Source organism: Candidatus Manganitrophaceae bacterium (genome assembly GCA_016200325.1).
In the GTDB taxonomy this organism is placed as follows: Bacteria; Nitrospirota; Nitrospiria; order SBBL01; family Manganitrophaceae; genus Manganitrophus.
The window spans coordinates 1-19,698 of sequence record JACQEZ010000004.1; the positions used below are offsets into that span (position 1 = coordinate 1).

General features: G+C 56.2%; 15 protein-coding genes. 6 read left to right on the plus strand and 9 right to left on the minus strand.

The genetic code is table 11. The annotated features are described in order from the left end of the window. Positions 1-328 precede the first annotated feature (328 nt). Together HY282_02770 and HY282_02775 are read left to right on the plus strand one after the other, a co-directional pair. The gene (locus HY282_02770; GenBank protein ID MBI3802668.1) at positions 329-1,300 is read left to right on the plus strand and encodes an NTP transferase domain-containing protein; all 972 of its coding nucleotides are present in this window, start codon (positions 329-331) and stop codon (positions 1,298-1,300) included. 72 nt (positions 1,301-1,372) lie between these two features. Further along, positions 1,373-2,176: an undecaprenyl-diphosphate phosphatase gene (locus tag HY282_02775; GenBank protein MBI3802669.1), complete on the plus strand. Its 804-nt coding sequence runs from the start codon at positions 1,373-1,375 to the stop codon at positions 2,174-2,176. A 232-nt stretch (positions 2,177-2,408) separates the two neighbouring features. Here the strand turns inward: HY282_02775 and HY282_02780 are convergent, their stop codons facing one another. From HY282_02780 to HY282_02810, 7 genes are all read right to left on the minus strand, one after another. Beyond that, a complete protein-coding gene (locus tag HY282_02780) occupies positions 2,409-3,476 on the minus strand; it encodes a sulfate/molybdate ABC transporter ATP-binding protein (protein MBI3802670.1) in 1,068 nt (355 codons plus the stop codon). A 243-nt stretch (positions 3,477-3,719) separates the two neighbouring features. Beyond that, positions 3,720-4,601: a sulfate ABC transporter permease subunit CysW gene (cysW, locus tag HY282_02785; protein ID MBI3802671.1), complete on the minus strand. Its 882-nt coding sequence runs from the start codon at positions 4,599-4,601 to the stop codon at positions 3,720-3,722. A 25-nt stretch (positions 4,602-4,626) separates the two neighbouring features. Next, positions 4,627-5,457, minus strand: a complete 831-nt coding sequence (gene cysT / locus HY282_02790; protein ID MBI3802672.1) for a sulfate ABC transporter permease subunit CysT — start codon at positions 5,455-5,457, stop codon at positions 4,627-4,629. Between the two features lie 141 nt (positions 5,458-5,598). Beyond that, entirely contained in the window at positions 5,599-6,615 is a 1,017-nt protein-coding gene (locus HY282_02795) for a sulfate ABC transporter substrate-binding protein (GenBank protein MBI3802673.1), read from the minus strand. 35 nt (positions 6,616-6,650) lie between these two features. Then, the gene (locus tag HY282_02800) at positions 6,651-8,024 is read right to left on the minus strand and encodes a porin (protein ID MBI3802674.1); all 1,374 of its coding nucleotides are present in this window, start codon (positions 8,022-8,024) and stop codon (positions 6,651-6,653) included. Positions 8,025-8,125: 101 nt separating this feature from the next. Next, positions 8,126-8,320, minus strand: a complete 195-nt coding sequence (locus tag HY282_02805) for a YezD family protein (GenBank protein ID MBI3802675.1) — start codon at positions 8,318-8,320, stop codon at positions 8,126-8,128. A gap of 53 nt (positions 8,321-8,373) precedes the next feature. Beyond that, a complete protein-coding gene (locus HY282_02810; GenBank protein ID MBI3802676.1) occupies positions 8,374-8,835 on the minus strand; it encodes an Rrf2 family transcriptional regulator in 462 nt (153 codons plus the stop codon). An 888-nt stretch (positions 8,836-9,723) separates the two neighbouring features. On the opposite strand from HY282_02810, the gene HY282_02815 reads away from it, so the two are divergent. The 4 genes from HY282_02815 to HY282_02830 all read left to right on the plus strand — a co-directional run bounded on the left by HY282_02815 (position 9,724) and on the right by HY282_02830 (position 15,084). After that, the gene (locus tag HY282_02815; protein MBI3802677.1) at positions 9,724-11,001 is read left to right on the plus strand and encodes an acyltransferase family protein; all 1,278 of its coding nucleotides are present in this window, start codon (positions 9,724-9,726) and stop codon (positions 10,999-11,001) included. Positions 11,002-11,076: 75 nt separating this feature from the next. Beyond that, on the plus strand, positions 11,077-12,615 hold the full coding sequence (locus HY282_02820) for an oligosaccharide flippase family protein (protein ID MBI3802678.1): 1,539 nt from the start codon (positions 11,077-11,079) through the stop codon (positions 12,613-12,615). A 39-nt stretch (positions 12,616-12,654) separates the two neighbouring features. Continuing rightward, complete coding sequence (locus HY282_02825; protein ID MBI3802679.1) at positions 12,655-13,401, plus strand: response regulator transcription factor; 747 nt, start codon at positions 12,655-12,657, stop codon at positions 13,399-13,401. A gap of 462 nt (positions 13,402-13,863) precedes the next feature. Beyond that, on the plus strand, positions 13,864-15,084 hold the full coding sequence (locus tag HY282_02830; GenBank protein ID MBI3802680.1) for a hypothetical protein: 1,221 nt from the start codon (positions 13,864-13,866) through the stop codon (positions 15,082-15,084). A gap of 89 nt (positions 15,085-15,173) precedes the next feature. Here HY282_02830 and HY282_02835 read toward each other — a convergent pair whose 3' ends face one another. Together HY282_02835 and HY282_02840 are read right to left on the minus strand one after the other, a co-directional pair. After that, positions 15,174-16,490, minus strand: a complete 1,317-nt coding sequence (locus HY282_02835) for a TolC family protein (GenBank protein ID MBI3802681.1) — start codon at positions 16,488-16,490, stop codon at positions 15,174-15,176. Beyond that, complete coding sequence (locus HY282_02840) at positions 16,487-19,663, minus strand: efflux RND transporter permease subunit (protein MBI3802682.1); 3,177 nt, start codon at positions 19,661-19,663, stop codon at positions 16,487-16,489. The genes HY282_02835 and HY282_02840 overlap by 4 nt, the downstream gene beginning before the upstream one ends. Between the last annotated feature and the right edge of the window lie 35 nt (positions 19,664-19,698).

A 19,698-nucleotide genomic window follows, 5' to 3' on the forward strand; every position in this document is an offset into this window, starting at 1 on the left:
CACGCTTATCCCACCGTGACAGCGCCGGGGGAAGATGACCCTGCTTCCGCGATGACCGGAAGCCGCTTCATCCTACCTCCTCTTCCCCGATGCTGGAAACACCGAGGGGGCCAAATCGGCTGCGTCGGGGAAGAGAGAGGTCTCCTCTCGGCATCCCCTTCAAAAGCGAACCCAAAGAAAATCAAGAGAACGGGCCGACTTCCCTATTGTCTCCGAACGCTCCCTTTAACGAATTGTTTACACAAGCTTGACCCCGCTGCAATGTCGGTCTGCTTAAATGAAGGTGATTAAAATGGAGAAGCCCCCAACCGACAGGAGGAATAAAGAGATGCGTGACCTTCAAGGAACCGATCGATGCGGAATCGTTTTGGCGGCAGGAGAGGGACGGCGGCTGCAGCCGCTGATCCGCCAATGGCGCGGAGATGACCTGCCGAAACAATATGTCCCCTTTACCGGAGAGCGCTCTCTGCTGGAGCAGGCGCTCCAACGGGCGGAGCGGTTGATCCCGCCGGGGCAGATTTTCACCATCATCGACCGGAAACACCTCCGCTTCCAGGAGGTCTGGCAGCAGCTCGCCGGCCGCTCCCGCGGGACGGTGATCTTCCAGCCTCAGAACAAAGAGACCGGTCCCGGCATCCTCCTCCCGCTGCTGCACGCATACAAGCACTTTCCCGAAGCGACCGTGGCGATCTTCCCGTCGGATCATTATGTCCGCGAGGAGGGGCTCTTCAGCGACCATGTCGATCTCGCCTTCCGTCTCGTGGCGGAGGAGCCTTCCCGTCTGATCCTCCTCGGCATGAGGCCGACCGGACCGGAGACGGAATACGGCTACCTTCTTCCGGGAGAAGCACTCCCGAAGTTAGCCCCTTCCGGGGCGCGGCAGGTGACCCGGTTTATTGAAAAACCGACGCCGCTCGTCGCCGCCGAGCTGCTCCGCCAAGGGGGGCTTTGGAACACGATGATCCTGGTGGCCAAAGTGGCCCGTCTCTGGGAACTGTCCCGCGCGGCGGCCCCCGAGTTGACCGGTCAGATGGAGAAGCTTCTGCAGATCCTCGGAACCTCCGGGGAAGAGGCCGCCGCCGAAGCGCTCTATCGAGAGATTCCATCGGTCAATTTCTCTAAAGCGCTGCTGGAGCGCTTTCCGCAAATCGATCTGAACGCATTGGCGGTCCTGCCGGTGCGCGGGGTTTACTGGAGCGATTGGGGATCGATTCAACGGGTCATGGGCGATCTTCGCGCCATCGGCTCCTTCAATACGGTCGGCGCGATGAAAGAAGAAGAGCATCTCGTGGCCCGCTAAACCGCGCCGAATCTCCATTGACGAACCGGGCCGGTTGCAAGTACAATCGGACCGGGAGGTTTTATCTTCGGCATGACAGATTTGGTGAACGCGGTCATTCTCGGCGTGGTGGAGGGATTGACCGAATTTATTCCGGTCTCCTCGACCGGCCATCTGATCATCGCCGGACATTTCCTCGGCTTCGAAGGGGCCAAGGCTTCCACTTTTGAAGTCTTCATCCAGCTCGGCGCCATCCTCGCCGTCGTCGTCGTCTACAAAGAACGTTTTCTTCACCTCCTCGATTTCTCCGGCAAAAAAGGCTTCAACGGTTTCAACGGAATTCTCCTCCTGGGGCTGACGACCGCCCCGGCCCTTCTGTTTGGTTTCCTCGCCCACAAATTTATCAAAGAGCATCTTTTCAACACCACGACCGTGGCGATCGGCCTCGCCGTCGGCGGCGTCGGCATCCTCCTCGCCGAGCGTTTTCTCCCCAAGCCGGACAAACAGCGGCTCGATTCGCTGCAACCGAAAGATGCGCTGCTGATCGGCCTTTTCCAATGTCTGGCCCTCTGGCCGGGGATGTCCCGCTCCGGCTCGACCATTGTCGGCGGGATGGTTCTCGGGACCGAAAGAAAAACGGCGGCCGAGTACTCTTTTCTCGCCGCCGTCCCGGTGATGTTCGCCGCCACCATCTATGACCTCTACAAAAACCGCGCCCTCTTGCAGGCCTCCGATATCCCGCTCTTCGCCGTCGGCTTTGTCGTCTCGTTTGTCGCCGCCTGGCTCGCCGTAAGATCGTTTATTCAGCTCCTCACCCGCTACACATTGACCCCCTTTGGATGGTACCGAATCGGGGTGGCGATCTTGCTCCTGCTGCTTCTCGGAACCGGATCGTGATTCGACCTTAGACCGACCGAAAAAATCGACTTGGGAACATCAGGAGGATGATCCTTCGATGCCTTCGACCTAGGTCTCAATGATGTACCGGTTGGAAGAGAAGAAGGACTTGGAGAGATGAAAGCCAGAAGACAGGACACCTAATTAAAAGAGAGAGAACGAACGTTCAGATCAGATCCGGAAAACCCTTCTCGGCATTCCGGCCGGGCGGCGAGTCGAGCCGATCATTACATTAGATCCCTTCACCTTGATAAACAGTCCAGTGCCTCGGCTGGACAAAGACCGCCTCCCCCACCTTCAACCCCAGCTCCAGATAGCGCTCTTTGCTCAACTCCGCATCGATCATCCCGCCGGTGTCCTGCCGGTGGAGCTGCAGGCGGACCACCGAGCCGACCCGATGGATATGGCGGATCGTCGCCGCGATCGCCGGCTGGCCGTTGCGATGCCGCTTGATTTCGATGTCGTGGGGACGGACATAGGCGACGGCGGGGGCGTCTTGAACGGCCGCATGCTCCGGGGCGTCGATCTCGATCGGGCCGATCTGGATCCGCCCCGCATCGACCCGTCCGTGAAAAAGATTTACATTGCCGAGAAAATTATAGACGAATGGATTGGCCGGATGATCATAGACCTCTTCCGGCGTGCCGACCTGCTCGATCTGCCCTTTGTTCATGACGACGACCCGGTCGGCCACCTCCAGCGCTTCTTCCTGGTCGTGCGTGACGAAAACACTCGTAATGTGTAATTCATCGTGCAGCCGACGGAGCCAGAGTCGGAGCTCCTGCCGGATCTTGGCATCGAGCGCGCCGAACGGCTCGTCGAGCAAAAGCATCTTCGGTTCGACCGCCAGCGCCCGGGCGAGCGCCACCCGCTGCCGCTGCCCCCCGGAGAGCTGCGAGGGATATTGCCGCTCCATCCGATCGAGCTGGACAAGCTGAAGCAGGGAGTGGACCTTGGCCCGAATCTCCTCCGCCGAGGGGCGGCTATGTCGGGGACGGACCCGCAGGCCGAAGGCGACATTCTCAAAAACGGTCATATGTTTGAAGAGGGCATAGTGCTGAAAGACGAAGCCGACATGCCGGTCGCGAACGCTTCGGTCGGTCGCATTCTCCCCGTGAAAAAGGATCACCCCGCCGTCGGAACTTTCGAGCCCCGCCATGATCCGCAACAACGTCGTTTTGCCGGAGCCGGAGGGGCCGAGCAGCGCCACCAGCTCGCCGGTGGCAATCGTCAGATTAATCTCTTTCAACGCATAGAATTCGCCGAATTGTTTGGTGATCTGACGAATTTCGATGCTCATTGAATCGTCCCCTTTTTGATTCTACGGTATTCCCTGCATGGGCCTTTCGGCATTTTAAACCAAAGGCGAAAAAAGTGCAAAAGGAGTTTTTCACGCCGGGCCTGAGACCGCGCAGCGATGCGCCGGACGATCAGGAGAAATCCCTTTTGGGGGCCCGTGCGGAGTGCTCCGCCGACCGAGGTCGTCGATCGGCTGGAGAAAAGATGGGAAGGGGTTCGGATCGATATTGAAAGATTCATTGATTCAATGCGGGCCGCGCGGCGTCCCCTGCCGCTCTGTTTTCCATTCGATAAACCGCTTCACCACCAGCGTAACCAACGCCAGCATCGCCAGGAGCGAGGCGATGGCGAACGCGGCGACGAAGTTATATTCGTTGTAGAGAATTTCGACATGCAACGGCATGGTGTTGGTCAGCCCGCGGATATGCCCCGAGACGACCGAGACCGCTCCGAACTCTCCCATCGCCCGCGCATTGCAGAGGATCACGCCGTAAAGCAACCCCCACTTGATATTCGGGACGGTGATCCGAAAGAAGGTCTGCCAGCCGCTCGCCCCAAGCACAATCGCCGCCTCTTCTTCTTCAGTCCCCTGCGCTTGCATCAGCGGAATCAGCTCCCGCGCCACGAAGGGGAAGGTGACGAAGATCGTGGCGAGGACGATCCCCGGAACGGCGAAGATGATCTTAAGATCGTGATCCCGCAGCCAAGGGCCGAGCCATCCTTGGAGGCCGAAGAGAAGGACAAAGATCATCCCCGCAATCACGGGAGAGACGGCAAAGGGAAGATCGATCAAGGTCGTCAGGACATTCTTACCGACAAAATCGAACTTGGCGATCGCCCAGGCCGCGGCAATGCCGAAAATTAAATTGAGCGGCACCGCAATTCCCGCCGTCAGCAGCGTCAGCCGGATCGCCGACCAGGCCTCCGGATCTTGAAATGAAGCGAGGTAGAGGCCGACCCCTTTTTGAAGCGCCTCGGCGAAGATCACCACCAGCGGGACAAGCAAGAAGATCCCGAGAAACAAGAGCGCCAGCCCGATCAGCAGCCATCGGACGACCCACGGCTCGGTCTGTGCCCGGGTCAGCACGCTCCCCCCGCCTCCCTTCACCCTGCCTGATGCAAACATCCTCTCTCCTACCGTGATAGGGTTGCTACAATGCCGCGAGGCGGTTTCGGCTCCACCACTGGAGCAGATTAATCGCCAGGAGCAGGAGGAACGACACCCCCAGCATGACGACGGCAAGCGCCGTCGCCCCGGCGTAATCGAACTGCTCCAGCTTCGTCATGATCAGCAGCGGGGTGATTTCCGTCCGCATCGGCATGTTGCCGGAGATGAAGACCACCGAGCCGTACTCCCCGAGCGCTCGCGCAAACGCCAGCGCAAAGCCGGTGAGCAGCGCCGGCATCAGGGTCGGCAAGATCACCCGGAAGAAGACCTGCCAGCGGCTCGCCCCCAGCGTGGTCGCCGCCTCTTCGAACTCCGGATGAAAATCCTCCAAGACCGGCTGCACCGTTCGAACGACGAAGGGCAGCCCGATAAAGGTCAATGCGATGACCACCCCGAGCGGCGCGTAGGCCACTTTGATTCCAAGCGGCTCCAGATATTGACCGATCCATCCCCTGCTGGAGTAAACGGTCGTCAGCGCAATCCCTCCGACCGCGGTCGGGAGGGCAAAAGGAAGATCGACCAATCCGTCGACGATCCGCTTGCCGGGAAATGAATACCGGACAAGCACCCAGGAGACGAGCAGCCCGAAGAGGACATTCACCAGCGCCGCCACGAGCGACGCCCCCAGGCTTAACCGGTAGGAGGCCAACGCCCGGGGGGAGGCGATCGTCTCCCAAAACTGTCCCCAGCTCAGCGTCATCGTCCGGAGAAAAAGGGTGGAGAGGGGGATCAGGACGATAAATCCGAGGTAAAAAAGGGTAAACCCCATTGCCAGTCCAAACCCCGGAAGGATGCTCTTTTGTTTGAAGCCCATCTAAACCGCGCTCCTTAAAACATTTTCGGGAAAATCGGCTCCTTCAACACGCCGGCCCTGAGCCTCGTCGAAGGGTGCCCGTCAGGGGGGGGGACGATCCGGCTGGCCCCGGACCCTCCCCCCCGCTCCTGAGCCGACCGCTTAGCCGCCCGGCTGATAGATCTGATCAAAAACGCCGCCATCGGCAAAGTGGGTCTTTTGCGCCTTCTGCCAGCCGCCGAAGACCTCGTCGATGGTGAAGAGGGTCACCTTCGGAAATTGATCGGCATGTTTGGACGCAACCGATTCAAGCCGCGGCCGGTAAAAATGCTTCGCTGCAATCTCCTGCCCCTCCTCCGAATAAAGATAGTCGAGATACGCTTGCGCCACCGCCCGGGTGCCGCGCCGGTCGACCACTTTATCGACCAGAGCGACCGGCGGCTCAGCCAAGATGCTGATCGACGGCGCGATGACCTCGAACTTTCCCTTGCCGATCTCATTGATGGCGAGGAGCGCCTCATTTTCCCAGGCGATCAGCACATCTCCGATTCCCCGTTCCACAAAGGTCGTCGTCGCCCCCCGCGCGCCGGAGTCGAGCACAGGCACGTTCTTATAGACCTGGGTCACATACTCTTTCGCCTTCCCCTCGTCCCCGCCGTTCTTTTTCAGCGCATATCCCCACGCGGCCAAATAATTCCACCGCGCGCCGCCGGAGGTCTTCGGGTTTGGGGTGATGACCGAGACCCCCGGCTTGGCGAGATCTTCCCAACCTTTGATCCCCTTCGGATTTCCCTTTCGGACCAAAAAGACGATCGTCGAAGTGTAGGGCGCGCTGTTGTTCGGAAGACGCGATTGCCAATTCTTCGGAAGCAGACCGGCTTTCTCCGAGATGGCATCGATGTCATAGGCGAGCGCCAAGGTGACCACATCGGCTTCGAGGCCGTCGATGACGGCGCGCGCCTGCTTTCCCGATCCGCCATGGGATTGTTTGACCGTCACATTCTGTCCGTTTTTCTCCTTCCACTTTTTTGAGAAGGCGGTGTTGAACTCTTGATAAAGCTCCCGTGTGGGGTCATAGGAAGCGTTCAGCAGCATGATGTCCGCCGCTGGTAGCGTTTGGGTTTTCCCAAACGCTACCAGGAGGCTGGAGAGAATAAAGAGCCAAACTTTATTTGACATGATCGATCTCCTAAACGAGCGTGTCTATCATCCGGTTAAAATGCGATCTGGGATCGGCCCAAAAAGGCCTTTTCCTTTTCACGATTCCCTCTGACGGCCCCCCCCTCGAATTCAGTCAGCTCATAGTCGAACATAAACTTCACCACTTTATTCAAATACCAGTTGACCCCGGCGGCCTTTGCCTTCGCCTCTCGCGCCGACTTGGTCGGATCGGCAAAAAGAGGAAAGGCATCCCGGTCAACGGTCAACACATTATAACGGGCAGCCACTTCAAAAGCACCCCATTTCCCCGATCCGGGATCGAATGGACGAAGCGGAGAGACGCTTCCATAAGAATTTTTTTCCCCTGTCAGTAAGTAGGAGACGGTCGCTTGCCAGGCAGTGTTCTTGACTTTTTCCGTCGCCGGATCTCTTCGGAGCTCTTGCGAGGAGCGGACATATTCTCCGATCAGACCGAATGACCCCCAATAATAATAAGCCTGCGGCGAAATTCGGAATCGGGCCCCGTCTGCGAGGGTGGCGGAGGTGGCTGTCGTTCCTGATCGGTATTGAAAAAAAACTTGCTGACCGACCGTGATGTAGGAGGGAAGCCCTGCGGCTGTGAGGGTTCCGTGTGTCACTCCATAGCTGCTGGCAATGCCGGCACCGAACCCTTGAATCGGCTCAAAGTTAATTCGTTTAAAGGGCTGAAGGAAGATGCGTCCGACAACATCTTTGTTCGTGTCACTATCGATGTCGGCGCTACCACCGTCTGGGACACCATTAAAGACACCGACTGCATAAGCAAAAACGCTGCTGGGTGTCTCTCCATAAAGCTCCAGACCGATATCTCGATTGGGAACCAAGTCGGTCGGCAATGCCCGCTCGACAAAACGAAGGTCGGTATCGGCTTGAAGGCGTTCCAACCCAAAGGGCGCTTTCGACTTCCCGATTTGGATGTTCGCCAACAGGAGGAAGCGAAGATCGAAATAGGCGTCCTGGATAACTGTTTTCCCTTGCCCAAAATCGGGGATGATTTTAAAGTCGATATTACGATAAAGGGTCCCTTCCAGGATCGGCCGAACACGGCTGAGAACGAAGGTATCTGCGCCGGGCTGAAGAAATCGCGCGTCTGCTTGGATCACCCCTCGAAATCTGAGCTGGAATTGGCCGTCGGACGATTGAATCGAAAACCCCTCTTTCCCGGAAACCAAACTGGGCCCCTCTTTTGTCTTTTCCGCTGTCTTTTCCGCCACCCCCTCTTGCTGTAATTCAAAACGCCGCTCCAAAATTCGTACTTTTTGATCCAAATGATCGACCTTTTCTTCAACCGATTTCGAGGAAGAGGCCCCGTCCTCCTGCGAGAAGACGAACTCGACCGTCATGAAGAGAAGCGCTGCTGTCAAAACAAAGATGCGGAAAGAGGTCATTTACCAATACTCCTTATTCGACGTCAGTCCCTCCGGTGGTCCGGTCAGTCTCTGAACAAAGATACAAGTGGCCTCCAGCGGCCTGGTCGGCTTCAATTCGTTTAAAACGCGCCTTGCCGATCCGATCTCTCTGATTTGCCGACCGGATCGAATCGCACCTTCTCTTTGCGCTCGATCTGAACCACTTTCGAATCGTGGATGACGATCTCGACCGATCCGTATCGAATATTTCTAACCGCGAGAAGGATCTCCCGGTCGATCTCTCCATCCTCTCCAGCCGCTCTTTTCCGATCCATGGAATCCTCCATTCAATCGATCAATAAAGTAGATTAATTTGGTCAAAAAAATTTCAGATGTGAAACATCAGCGCTTCTTTCCGCCTCGCGGTCTGCATTTCGACATTCTTGAGCAAATCGGCCAAGCTCGTCCCATCCAAGATTCGGGCGGTCTCATCGCGGACTTCTTTCATGACCAACCGGATGCCGCAGTTGATTTCATCTTGACACTCGTCACACCGACGATAGGCGGTCTGGCTGACACAGGGGAGCGGCGCAAGCGGTCCATCCAAGATTCGAATCACCTCTCCCAAGGTGATGTTGTCGGGCGGACGACCGAGAAAATAGCCCCCCCCTTTTCCCTTTTTACTCTGTAGTATTCCTTTGTTCTTTAGGGTCAGCAGAATCAGTTCGAGGAACTTTTTGGGAATCCCTTCCTTTTCCGCCAGCTCTGAAATCAGAATGGGACCCCGGCCATACTCCTTGGTCAGGAGGGTCAATGCTTGGAGTGCATATTTTGCTTTTTTAGAGAGCATATTGTATTCCCTATAGACTTTATAGACTATTAACCGAGCGATTGTCAACCTCTTTCATATTCATTAGAAAAAAAATTCTTCCAAGTAACAATACCGATCCCATTCGCCCGCTTAACAAGAAATTCACCCTCCGTTGATTTTCCCCCAACATCGTTTTGTTTCAATTGAAGTAGGTAAGAACCAAAGGGGATAAATAGACAAACAAAGGAGGATGCTTTCCTGATCATCGGATCGCTGATGACGCCGAAGCAAGGAACGGAACGATAACACGAGCGATAAACCGGAAGGAGCCACACAATGACCTGCCCTTATCTCAACACCATGAGGAGCATCGCCGGAACGTCCCATTGCTGCGCGACCGAATCGGCCTTTGAGCCGAGTTCCTTTGAACTCGCCGATTATTGCACCTCCCGATTGTATCGGTGGTGTCCGCTTTATCGTCAGACGGTCGCAGCACCGCCGATCCATTTGATCCACCCAGTGTCCCAGAAGACGCGCCCGGCCGTATGAGCGCCGACAGACTTTATGAAAGAATTTACAGCCCTTTAACATCGACTTGATTCGGCGATAACAGGCAGCGTTTAGAATGAAAAAACAAAGAGAGGGATCGCATCCGAAAACGACCTTCAAGAAGGATCCGATAAATGACCTGCAGACGTTGTTGTGGAATGATGGTGGCCGATCGATTTTTGGACGCGCCCGGGCGTACGGCGCAGCTCATGTGGCGCTGTGTCTCCTGCGGCGACATGATTGATCCAGTGATTCTGATCAACCGGATGCGTTGGCCTCACATCAACAAGAAGCACCCCCCTCGCCAAATCCTCCTTCATCCCGTGCGCGCCGCGCGGAACGTCTCATGAGAGGCGGTTTGCATTCAATAGGGTGTTCATGATGGGGTCCTTAAATCTTCCAACGTTGCTTCACCGTCCGGCCGTTCCGACGAGCCCGACCCTCCCGCAGAGGCGTATCGGTGCGATCGATGTCGTCCGGGGACTCCTGATCTGCCTGATTACCCTCGGCCACAGTCACATCCTTCTGAACGATTCGGAGTTCAATCAACGGCTTGTTTTGATCTTGTCCAAAATAACCAATCTGGGAACCCCCGCCTTTACCTTTATCAGCGGAATGCTTCTCGGTTATTTCGAAGCGACCGCGTCGGACTTCCGACGCATTCAGCAGAGCTACTTCAAACGGGCGCTCCAACTTCTCCTCTTCGCCCATCTTCTCATCGCAGCGGGGACCTACCCGCTGCGTCAGGAGAGCTCTTTTGCGTCGGCGTTCTTGCACTATTGGTATGTCACCGATACGCTGGCGATTCTCTTTATCGTGGTTCCGGTTCTCTTTGTGAAGGTCCGACCCGCCGGCCGCCTCCTGATCGGCATCGCCTGTCTCTCCCTCTGGAAACTCGCTCTCTTCTTTCTCATTGGCTTCGCGCCCATTGCCTTCGCGCCCACCGGCTTCGCCCCCCTTCTTCTGGTGAGAGAATTCTTATTCGGCGTGAATTTCCAAGGCAATCATCTGTTGAGCGACACCTATCCGATGGTTCCGCTGTTCGGTCTCTTTCTGACGGCAACGGTGTTGGGAAACCGCTTCGGGCAGGCCGTCCGGGGCGGGCGGACGGAGGGTTTCGTAAAAGAACTTAAAAAGAGGATCGCGCCGCTGCTCCTTCTTTCATTTTTGATGGTCGGTCTCTGGGCCTGGGGAAAGCGCCATCCGGAGAGTCCGTTGAGCGGCATTTTGAGAATGGTTTTCTATCCGGAGAAGCTCTCCGCTCTCCTTCCCTTCTATATCGCAATCTTTTTTTTGATTCTGGCCTACTATATTCAAAAGATTGAGGTCCAGGGAAAATTCGGGCCGATGGAACGTCTCTTCGCCCTCTTTGGAAGAATCTCTCTATTTACCTACGTGGCACAATACTTCGTCGTGCAGACCTTTCCCTCTCTGCTCGGATGGCGGAACAGCATGAACCTCCCTGAGCTCCTTCTCTATCTCTTCGGCGCAATGCTTCTCCTCTATGCCGCCGCCAGCGTCTATAGCCGCTTTTTGAAGCGATCACGACGAACGGACGAAACCCATGCGATCAGGGTTGAAAGGAGCCTCTCCGCAAAAAAAGTCTCGCCTCTTTATGCTTCAGACCTCCCCCAACCGAGGAGAGACCTTTGGTGAACTCTCTTTCGCCCCCTAACCGTTTATTTCCGCTCTTCCGTATCGAACGCGGAGGCGTTGAAAAGGAGTTGGTTCATGAAATTCGCTTTCGAAACAAAAGACAGATCGATTCATGTAGAGACATTGATCTTGATTGTGGGACGGGCCGCCTCTTTTCTCTTCACCTTTTTTATACCGATCTTCCTCGCCCGGAATCTCGCTCCGGCGGAGTATGGCACCTTTAAACAGATCTTCCTGGTCTTCACCACCCTCTATTTGATCTTGCAAGGAGGGATGGTTCAGAGTCTTTATTATTTCATTCCGCAGGACCCGGCGCGAAGATCGGCCTGGGTCTTTCAATCGGCGCTCTTCGTCACCGCGGCGGGGGGGCTCGCCGCCGTTGCCGTCCTCCTCGGCGGAAACGGACTGGCGCTCTACTTCTCCAACCCGGCGCTCGGGGAGTTCATTCCCAAGCTGGCCCTCTTCACCTTGTTGATGCTCGGGTCGTCTTATCTGGAAACCACTTTGATCGCCCAGCAGCGGATGGCCGCCGGCTCGGCCGCCTTTTTTCTCTCCGAGATCGTTCGCGGCCTTTTCATTATCGTTCCGCTTCTGATCGATCCTTCCCTCTCATCCGTCGTCTCAGGATTGATCGCCTTCGCGATGATTCGATTCCTTGCGACGGCGATCTTTACCATCCGGAGCGTCATCACGCCGGTGGCGTTTCCCCTCTCTCTCTTTGATGCCGGCCGCCTTAAAACGCAGCTGGCCTATGCCCTTCCGTTTGGGGTGGCGGTTTTGGTCGACATCATCCAGCAGAACCTTCACCAATATGTCGTCGGCAACCTCTTCGATCCGGCAACCTTTGCGATCTACTCGGTTGGAATCATGCAGCTTCCGATCGTCGATTTTATCTACACCCCGGCAACGCAGGTCTTGATGGTCCGGATGACCCCGCTGCTCAAGTCGGAATCGGGGGAGGAGCGCCTCGCGCTCTGGCATGATGTCACCGCGCGGCTCGCCCTCTTCTTCTTTCCCGCCGCCTTCTTCTTCTGCTTAATCGCCCCCGATTTCATCACCCTTCTCTTCACAAATAAATACAGCCAGAGCATCCCTCTGTTTCAGCTCTCCGTCCTGACGATCTTGCCGGCGGCGCTTCTCTCCGATGGAATGCTGCGCTGTTATGCCGAGATCCGCTTCATCCTCGTGACAACGGTCTTAAAATCTCTCCTTACGGTCGGGTTGATCATCGTTCTCATCAAAACCGCCGGACTGACCGGGGCGGCCCTCACGGCGGTGATCACGGTCTATTTTGGGAAGCTGATCATGCTCTGGAAGATTCAAAAGCGGATGGCCGTCTCCTGGAGACGTTTTCTCCCTTGGGCAAACCTCTCCGGGACGATTCTGCTCGCCGGCGGGGTGGCCGCGCCGCTGGCGCTCCTTCGTCATACGATCGTCCTGCAGCCATTTACAGCGTTGGCACTCCTGACCACCCTTTATTGGACGATCTATGCAGCACTTCTCTTTTCGACACCGCTTCTTCCCTCCTCGATTCGGGCGCTCGTCTGGAGCCACCTCGACCGTCTGCTCCAAACGATGCGGGGAACGAGAAATCTGGCCAAGAAACCGGCTTGATGTTTTCCGGGAACACAATTGATCCCCGAGCCACTTAAGATGATGCCACCACATGCAGCAGAAAAGAGGACGGAGTCGGAGGAGATCCTCATCATCGAGGACAATCTCGACATGATCGAGATTCTGAAAAAGGAGCTGACCCGGCACCACTACCGCGTCCGCGCCGCACCCGACGGCGAGACGGGGCTTTTCGAGGCAAAACGACAGCCGCCGGCCCTGGTCATCCTCGATCTGATGCTTCCCGGCCTCAGCGGATGGGACATCTGTCGACTGATGAAAGCCGACCCGCAAACCGAGACTATTCCCCTTCTGATCCTCACCGCGCTGGCGGAGGAAGCCGACCGGATCCATGGGCTGGAGTCGGGCGCGGACGATTATCTCTCCAAGCCGTTTAGCCTCCGCGAGCTGATGGCCCGCGTCCGCGCCCTCCTCCGGCGAAAACGAATGGCCTCGGATGAGAAAACAGACCCTCTCCTTCGAAGCGGTCCGCTCGTCATCGATACCGCTCGCCATGAAATTCGAATGGCCGGCCGGCTTCTCCGGTTCACCCGAATTGAGTTTGGAATTTTGAAACACCTGGCGCAGCATCCCGATAAAGTATTTAAACGGGACGAGCTGATCTCCCTGCTCTGGGGAGAGAGTCGATTTATCGAGGCGCGCAACCTCGATGTCCACATCCATTCCATTCGGCAACAGTTGGAGCCCGATCCGGCGAATCCCTGCTTTTTGATCACCGTCCGCGGAGTCGGATATAAATTCCACCCGCCGGAAGAAGCGACCGGATAGGGATTCGTTTCTATGAATTCTTATTCTCTTTCGTCTATCCGATCTTTATCCCGGGGCTTATTATCCCCCGTCGCTCCATCCTTCTTCGGGACGCATTTAACATCTATTTAACAAACCGGTAACCCCCGCGTGATTCAAACAACGTATTTTGACCTTGTCTTTTGAAGGCGAAATCGGCTATCTTCCTGTCGCCTTCCGTTATGAACTCATCACAGTGAAGGTTGATCAGATGGGACAGAAGCAGAAGAAAAAGAGAGAGCAAATCTCCAGCTTATTGATGGCGATCCGAAGAGAAGTCGCTCGGGCGATCGGCTAAGCAACGCCATCGTCTATCGCGGACCGCTTCATTATCATTCCCCAATCCAGATGAATAACGACCTCATTCGCCCCAGAGAGGACCTGGAGTGACAAGCAGGCCGCACCTGTTCCGGTAAACGAAACCCATCAAAATAAGGAGACTAGATGAAGAACACTTTAAGGAAATTTTTGGGGAAAATAAGCTCGGTATTCGTCATTACCGCAGCCTCGCTCTTGATGCTGATCGGCCCCACATTGAGTTGGGCCGTAGATCTTGGAAATGGATTTAGCCTGAGCAATCTCACCTATCTCGATTTCACGAACGCCTCCGGAGATTTGGTGGATACGTCATCGGACAAAGATATTAGTCCGGGTCAAGGAAAAACCAATCGGGGATTGGCCGATGGATTTCACTTCACCCGGGTTTATTTCACCCTCACCAAAGACGTGAATGACCAGCTCTCCTTCCGGATCACCACCGACCAGATGACCGTCCGACCGGACGGAAGCACCGAGGGATCCCCCTTTGGTCTCTCCGGTTATGGCGGCGCCGGCCGAGGCAATATGTTTATTAAATTCGTTTATGCTCAATATAAGTTTTCTCCCGAGCTGATGATTCGGGCGGGGCTCACCCAGACTCCCTGGATCGCAACCGCGGAGGAGCGTTGGACACTCCGCTTCTTGCGCCCCACCTTCTGGGATGAGCAGGGGGTGTTGACCTCCTCCGACCTGGGGGTCTCCGCGATCGGAGGGATCCTCAATAATCTGGTCAGCTATCATCTCATGTTCTCCAATGGAGAAGGCTATCAGAACAACAGCGTCGATGGACGGGGCTATGCAGGCCAGGGGCGGATCGATCTGAACGTGCTTCATGGCTTAACCCTCTCCGCTTTTGGTTTGGCCGAGACGGTCCACAACGGCGTCCAGAGCTGGAACCCGACCCGGGAAATTTTCTATGCCATGTATACGCATGAAATCTTCCGAATCGCCGCCGAATATATGCTGGCCGATGATAAATCAGAGGGAAACAGCCCCGCCCTGGCGATCATGACGACACCGGGCAGTGCGAGCGGCTCCAAGGGAGCAAGCACCTCCGGTCCGCGCTTTGATCAGGCAAAAGGCTACGGCTCCTGGGCATGGGTGCGAATTCCGGGAATCGAGGCACTCCGCGTCTTCGGCCGATTCTATACGATCAAGCCGAACACCACGACCAATGCGGGCAAGACGACGGAATTCAATGCCGGCATCAGCTATGATATTTCCAAAGAGCTGATTGTGGCGATCGACGACACGATGCTCTCTCAGAAGCTGCTTCGCGTCTCCACCGGAGATACCGAAACCTTCAAAGACAACATCATCGGCCTCCGCGCTCAGTTGTCGTTCTAGGAAAAGCACGAAGTGTTATTCCTGGCCGCTCCCCTCGTTTGTTAAAAACAGTGAATGGGAGCGGCCAGGCATTTTTGAACAGATCCGGATCACTTCGTGAGCGATCCCCCGACCGCCAGCTCCAGGTGGGCCACCGCCTGGTTGTAGTCATAGAGGGTCCGAATATATCCGGTTTCTGCACCCGCCAAGAAGGTCTGCGCATCGATGAACTCGATGATATTGCCGACCCCTCCTTTGTAGCGCCCCTCCGCAATCCCCAATCGCTCTTTCGCCTCGGTCGAATTTTGTTGGGCCAGCGGAATCCTCTGCCGCGCCGACTGCATATCGTTATACGCCTCCTCCACTTCCAGCGCGACCTTTTGCCGCGCCGCTTCAGTTTGTTCACGAACCTGGGTCAGATGCGCCTTTGCCCCATCGACCTGATGCCGGACCCGAAACCAATTGAGCGGAAAATCGAGGATCACCGCCACATCCCAATTGGAGGTGAACGGAAAGTCCGCTCCGCGGGCGTTCACACTGCCGCTCCCGACCAGAAATGGAAAGAAGTTGCTCCGTGCCCCTTCGACTTCGCCCCGCGCCCCCTCTTCCTGTGCAAGCCGCTCTTTCAGATCGGGGCGTTGCGCATAGGCCTGCCTTTGAAAGTTCTCCAAAGTTCCCGGCGGCTCCGCATATGCGAGGATATCTTCGACTTTGTAGGGCCGGTTCGTCTCCAACCCCATCGCATGGTCGAGGGAGGCTGTGGCATTCTTGAGCTGGCCGACCGCCCGAACCAAGACGGTCTGCGCATCGATCAGGTTGGTTTTGGCCGTGGAGACGTCGATCTTTGGACGCAGGCCGATTGCATAACCCTCTTGCGTCATCTCCAACGTTTTTTCGAGTTTGGCCACCGACGCCTGATCGGCCGCGATCAACCGTTGGATCGCCAGGTAGGCGAAATAGGCCTCCTTTACATTGAGAATCGCCTCTTGCCGGGCCACTTCCAGCGTATAGCCGGCCGCCCGTGCCCCCGCCTCGCTCGTCTTCAGTTGCGATGACCGACGGCCGAAGTCGTAGAGGACCTGATTGACGACGAATCCGCCGAGAAAATTGTTGGAGGCATCCCAAGAGCGGCCCGGTTGGCCGGTCCTCGGAATCCCGGGGAGCGAAAGATAACTCGATCGCGTTTGGTTATTGGTTCCTTCAAGATCCTCGGCAAAGAAATGGATATCGGGATAATAGTTCGACTGAGCGAACGCCTCACCGGCCTTCGCCGCCTGAAATCCTCCCTGCGCGGCCCGGATCTCCGGAAGGTTCTGAAGGGCGTTGGTGATCGCCTGCTGTAAGCTGAGCGTGGGCGGTTCCTCCGCTCCAACGTTCGCGGCGGTCAACAGGATGAGCAGGCCGACGAAGAAAAGAGCCCGCTTCATGCCGCTCCCCCACCATCCGAGTGGATCGGTTCGGCCTGCCCGATGGCGGGTGGGCCGAAACGCTTTCGCAGCCGCTCCTCTATTAGAGAGTAAAGGGCCGGAATCAGAAAAAGGGTAAGGAAGGTCGAAACCAGAAGCCCCCCGACCACGGCGCGGGCGAGCGGCGCGTTCGCCTCGCTTCCAACCTCTAATCCCAACGCCAAAGGGAGAAGGCCGAAGATCGTCGCCAGGGAGGTCATTAAAATCGGGCGGAGCCGGACCCGGCCGGCGCGGCTGATCGCCTCCGCCGGCGCAACCCCCTGGCGCTGGAGGAAGTTCGCATAGTCAATTAAAAGAACCCCATTGCTCACTGCAATCCCCACCAGCATGATGATTCCCATCAAGGAGGTGGTGGAGAGGGTGGTATTGGTTAAATAAAGGGTGATAAAAACACCGGTGAGCCCGAGCGGCACGGTGAGCAGGACGATCAGCGGATGGATAAACGAGCGGAACTGCGATCCCAGCACCATGTAGATGAGGAGAACGGCCAGGCCCATTGCAAAGAAAAGGCTCTTAAAGGTCTTCTCTTGCTCTTCCATCTGCCCCCGGTAGGCGAGGTGAAAACCGGTCGGGAGTGAAACGGTCGCAAGTTGTTTTTTGAGATCTTCTCCGACCGAGCCGAGATCGCGGCCGGCGGGATTGGCCGTTAAATCGATCACCCGTTGCAGGTATCGTCGTTCGATCTGAACCGGCCCGGAGCCTCTTTGTAGGCGCGCGACCGTCTTCAAGAAAACCGGCTGACCATTGTTGATAAAAAAGATGTTGTTCTCCAGATCTTCCAGGTTGCTGCGGAAAGGCTCCTGCAGCCGGGTCACCACGTAATATTCATTTCCGGTCGCCGGATCGGTGAAGATCGGCGCCCCGGAGAGGTTTCCGAAAATGGAGGAGAGGACGGCATGCGCGACCTGAGATTCATCGATACCAAGGAGGGAAGCCTTTTCCCGATCGACATTAATATCGATCTCAGGATAGTTCTCCTCCCGACTGATCATCACATCGGTCAAGCCGGGAATCTTTTTCATCTCCGAGGCAAGCTGTCTTGCCGTGGAGGCCGCCTGCTCGAAACCATACCCCCTCAGCTCCACATCGATTGGGGCGCTGTAGCCGAAGTTCAGAATTTTCTTCACCACCCCTCCCGTGTCAAACGAGACCAGAATTCCGGGGAGGGCTTGTTCAAGCTTGGGCCTCAGCAGACTGACATATTCCAAGACGCTCTTCTTCCGCTGATCCGGTTGGACCAGGTAGACCATGACATAACCGGAGTGCGGCCCGGTGTTCGTACTGTAGAATGCGGAGCGCCCCGCCCGAGGAGATCCCATATTCGAGAGGAGGGTCAAAACCTCTTTTTGAGGAATCGTCTCTCGAATCATTTTCTCTACCTTCTCCACCACCTTCTCCGTCTCTTCGAGCCGGGTTCCGATCCGGTTTCGGACAATCACGCGAAATTGTCCTTCGTCCGCTTCCGGGAAAAATTCCGTGCCGATGAACTTCAGCAGACCGAGCGAGAGGAAGAAAATCGTCGCCATTCCAAAAATGAGCGGAACCCTCCGTCGGATTGCCCAAGCGGCCCCCCGCTCATATTTCTCGTCAAGGCGATCGAGAAGACGTTGCGATCCCTTGAGCAGGCGCTTGAGTGGGCCGGCCCGTTTTTGCTCATGGCCTTCAGCCCGCAGAAAACGCTGGGCCAAAGCAGGAATGACCGTCATCGAAACAAAGTAGGAGGCGCCCATCGCAGCGCACGCCGTTAAGGCGAGCGGCATGAAGGTATATTTAGCGACCCCCGTGATAAAAGCGACCGGGAGAAAAACAATCATGAAGGTCAACGTCGCCGACAACACGGGAAGTCCCACTTCGCGGGTCCCGGCCAGCGCCGCCTCCATCGGGTATTCCCCCTTTTCCACATGCTTGTGAATGCTCTCCAGAACAACAATCGCATCATCGATCAGCCGCCCGATCGCCAAGGTCAGCCCGCCGAGGGTGAAGGTGTTCAATGTTCCGCCGGTGAAATAAAGAAAGACAAAAGCGACAAAAACCGAGAGGGGAATTGAAACGGCGGCAAAGAGGGTCTCCTTCATGCTCCCGAGGAAAAGAAGGATCACAATAAAGGTGAGGACCGCTCCCTGGAGCGCCTCGTTCTTGAGGCTCTCAATCGCATTCCGAATATAGATAGACGTGTCAAAGGTGACGTTAAGCTGCACCCCGGGAGGAACCCCGTTCAGATGGTGAATCGCCTCTTTGATCTGGTCCACCACCTGAACGGTATTCGTCCCGGGTTGGCGATAGATATCCATGTAGACCCCTCGGGTCCCATTCACCCGGGAGACGTTCAATTGAATTTGATGGCCGTCGTTCACCCGCCCGATATCTTTAATCCGGATCGGGGTGCCGTTGGCGACCCGGACCACCACTTGATTCAGCTGCTGAACCGCGGAGATCTGACTGTTGGTGAAAACGTTATAGTCGAGCGTTCCAATTTTGATATCTCCCGATTGAAAGATCAGGTCGGCGTTTCGGACCGCTTTCTCCACATCCAGCACCGAGATCCCCCGCTCCCGCATCAGGTTGGGATCAATCTCCACATCAATCTCACGGACTTTTCCTCCTTTCACCGTCGCCGCAGAAATACCGGGCAGCGATTCAAGCTGTGGTTCAATGGTATTGAAGGCAAGGTCATAGAGATATTTTTCATCATATCCCTCTCCGCTGAGTGTCACGGAGGCGATCGGAATATTGGAGATATCAAATTTAACGATAAACGGCGGAAAGATCCCCTGGGGAAGATTTTTCATGACCGACTGGACCATCTGGGAAACTTCCAATTCGGCCGCGTTGATGTCGGCCCCCCACTTAAACCAGACCCGAACGACGGAGAGCCCCTGCTTATTGGTCGACGACACATGATCGAGGCTGCTCACCCCGCTGACCGCCCGCTCGATAATATAACTGACCGCCCGTTCGACATCAGAAGGATTGGCGCCGGGGTAGAGGGTCCCGACCATGATGACCGGAACGCTGATATTCGGAAAGAGGTCAATCGGGAGCTCACTGACGGAGATGGCTCCAAGGAGGATGATTGCCATGGAAAGGAAAAAAATGGCGATCGGATTCTTTAATGCGGCCTTTGTCAAAAACATTCGTCACATCTCTGGGTTTAGAAGAATGAGGTCCA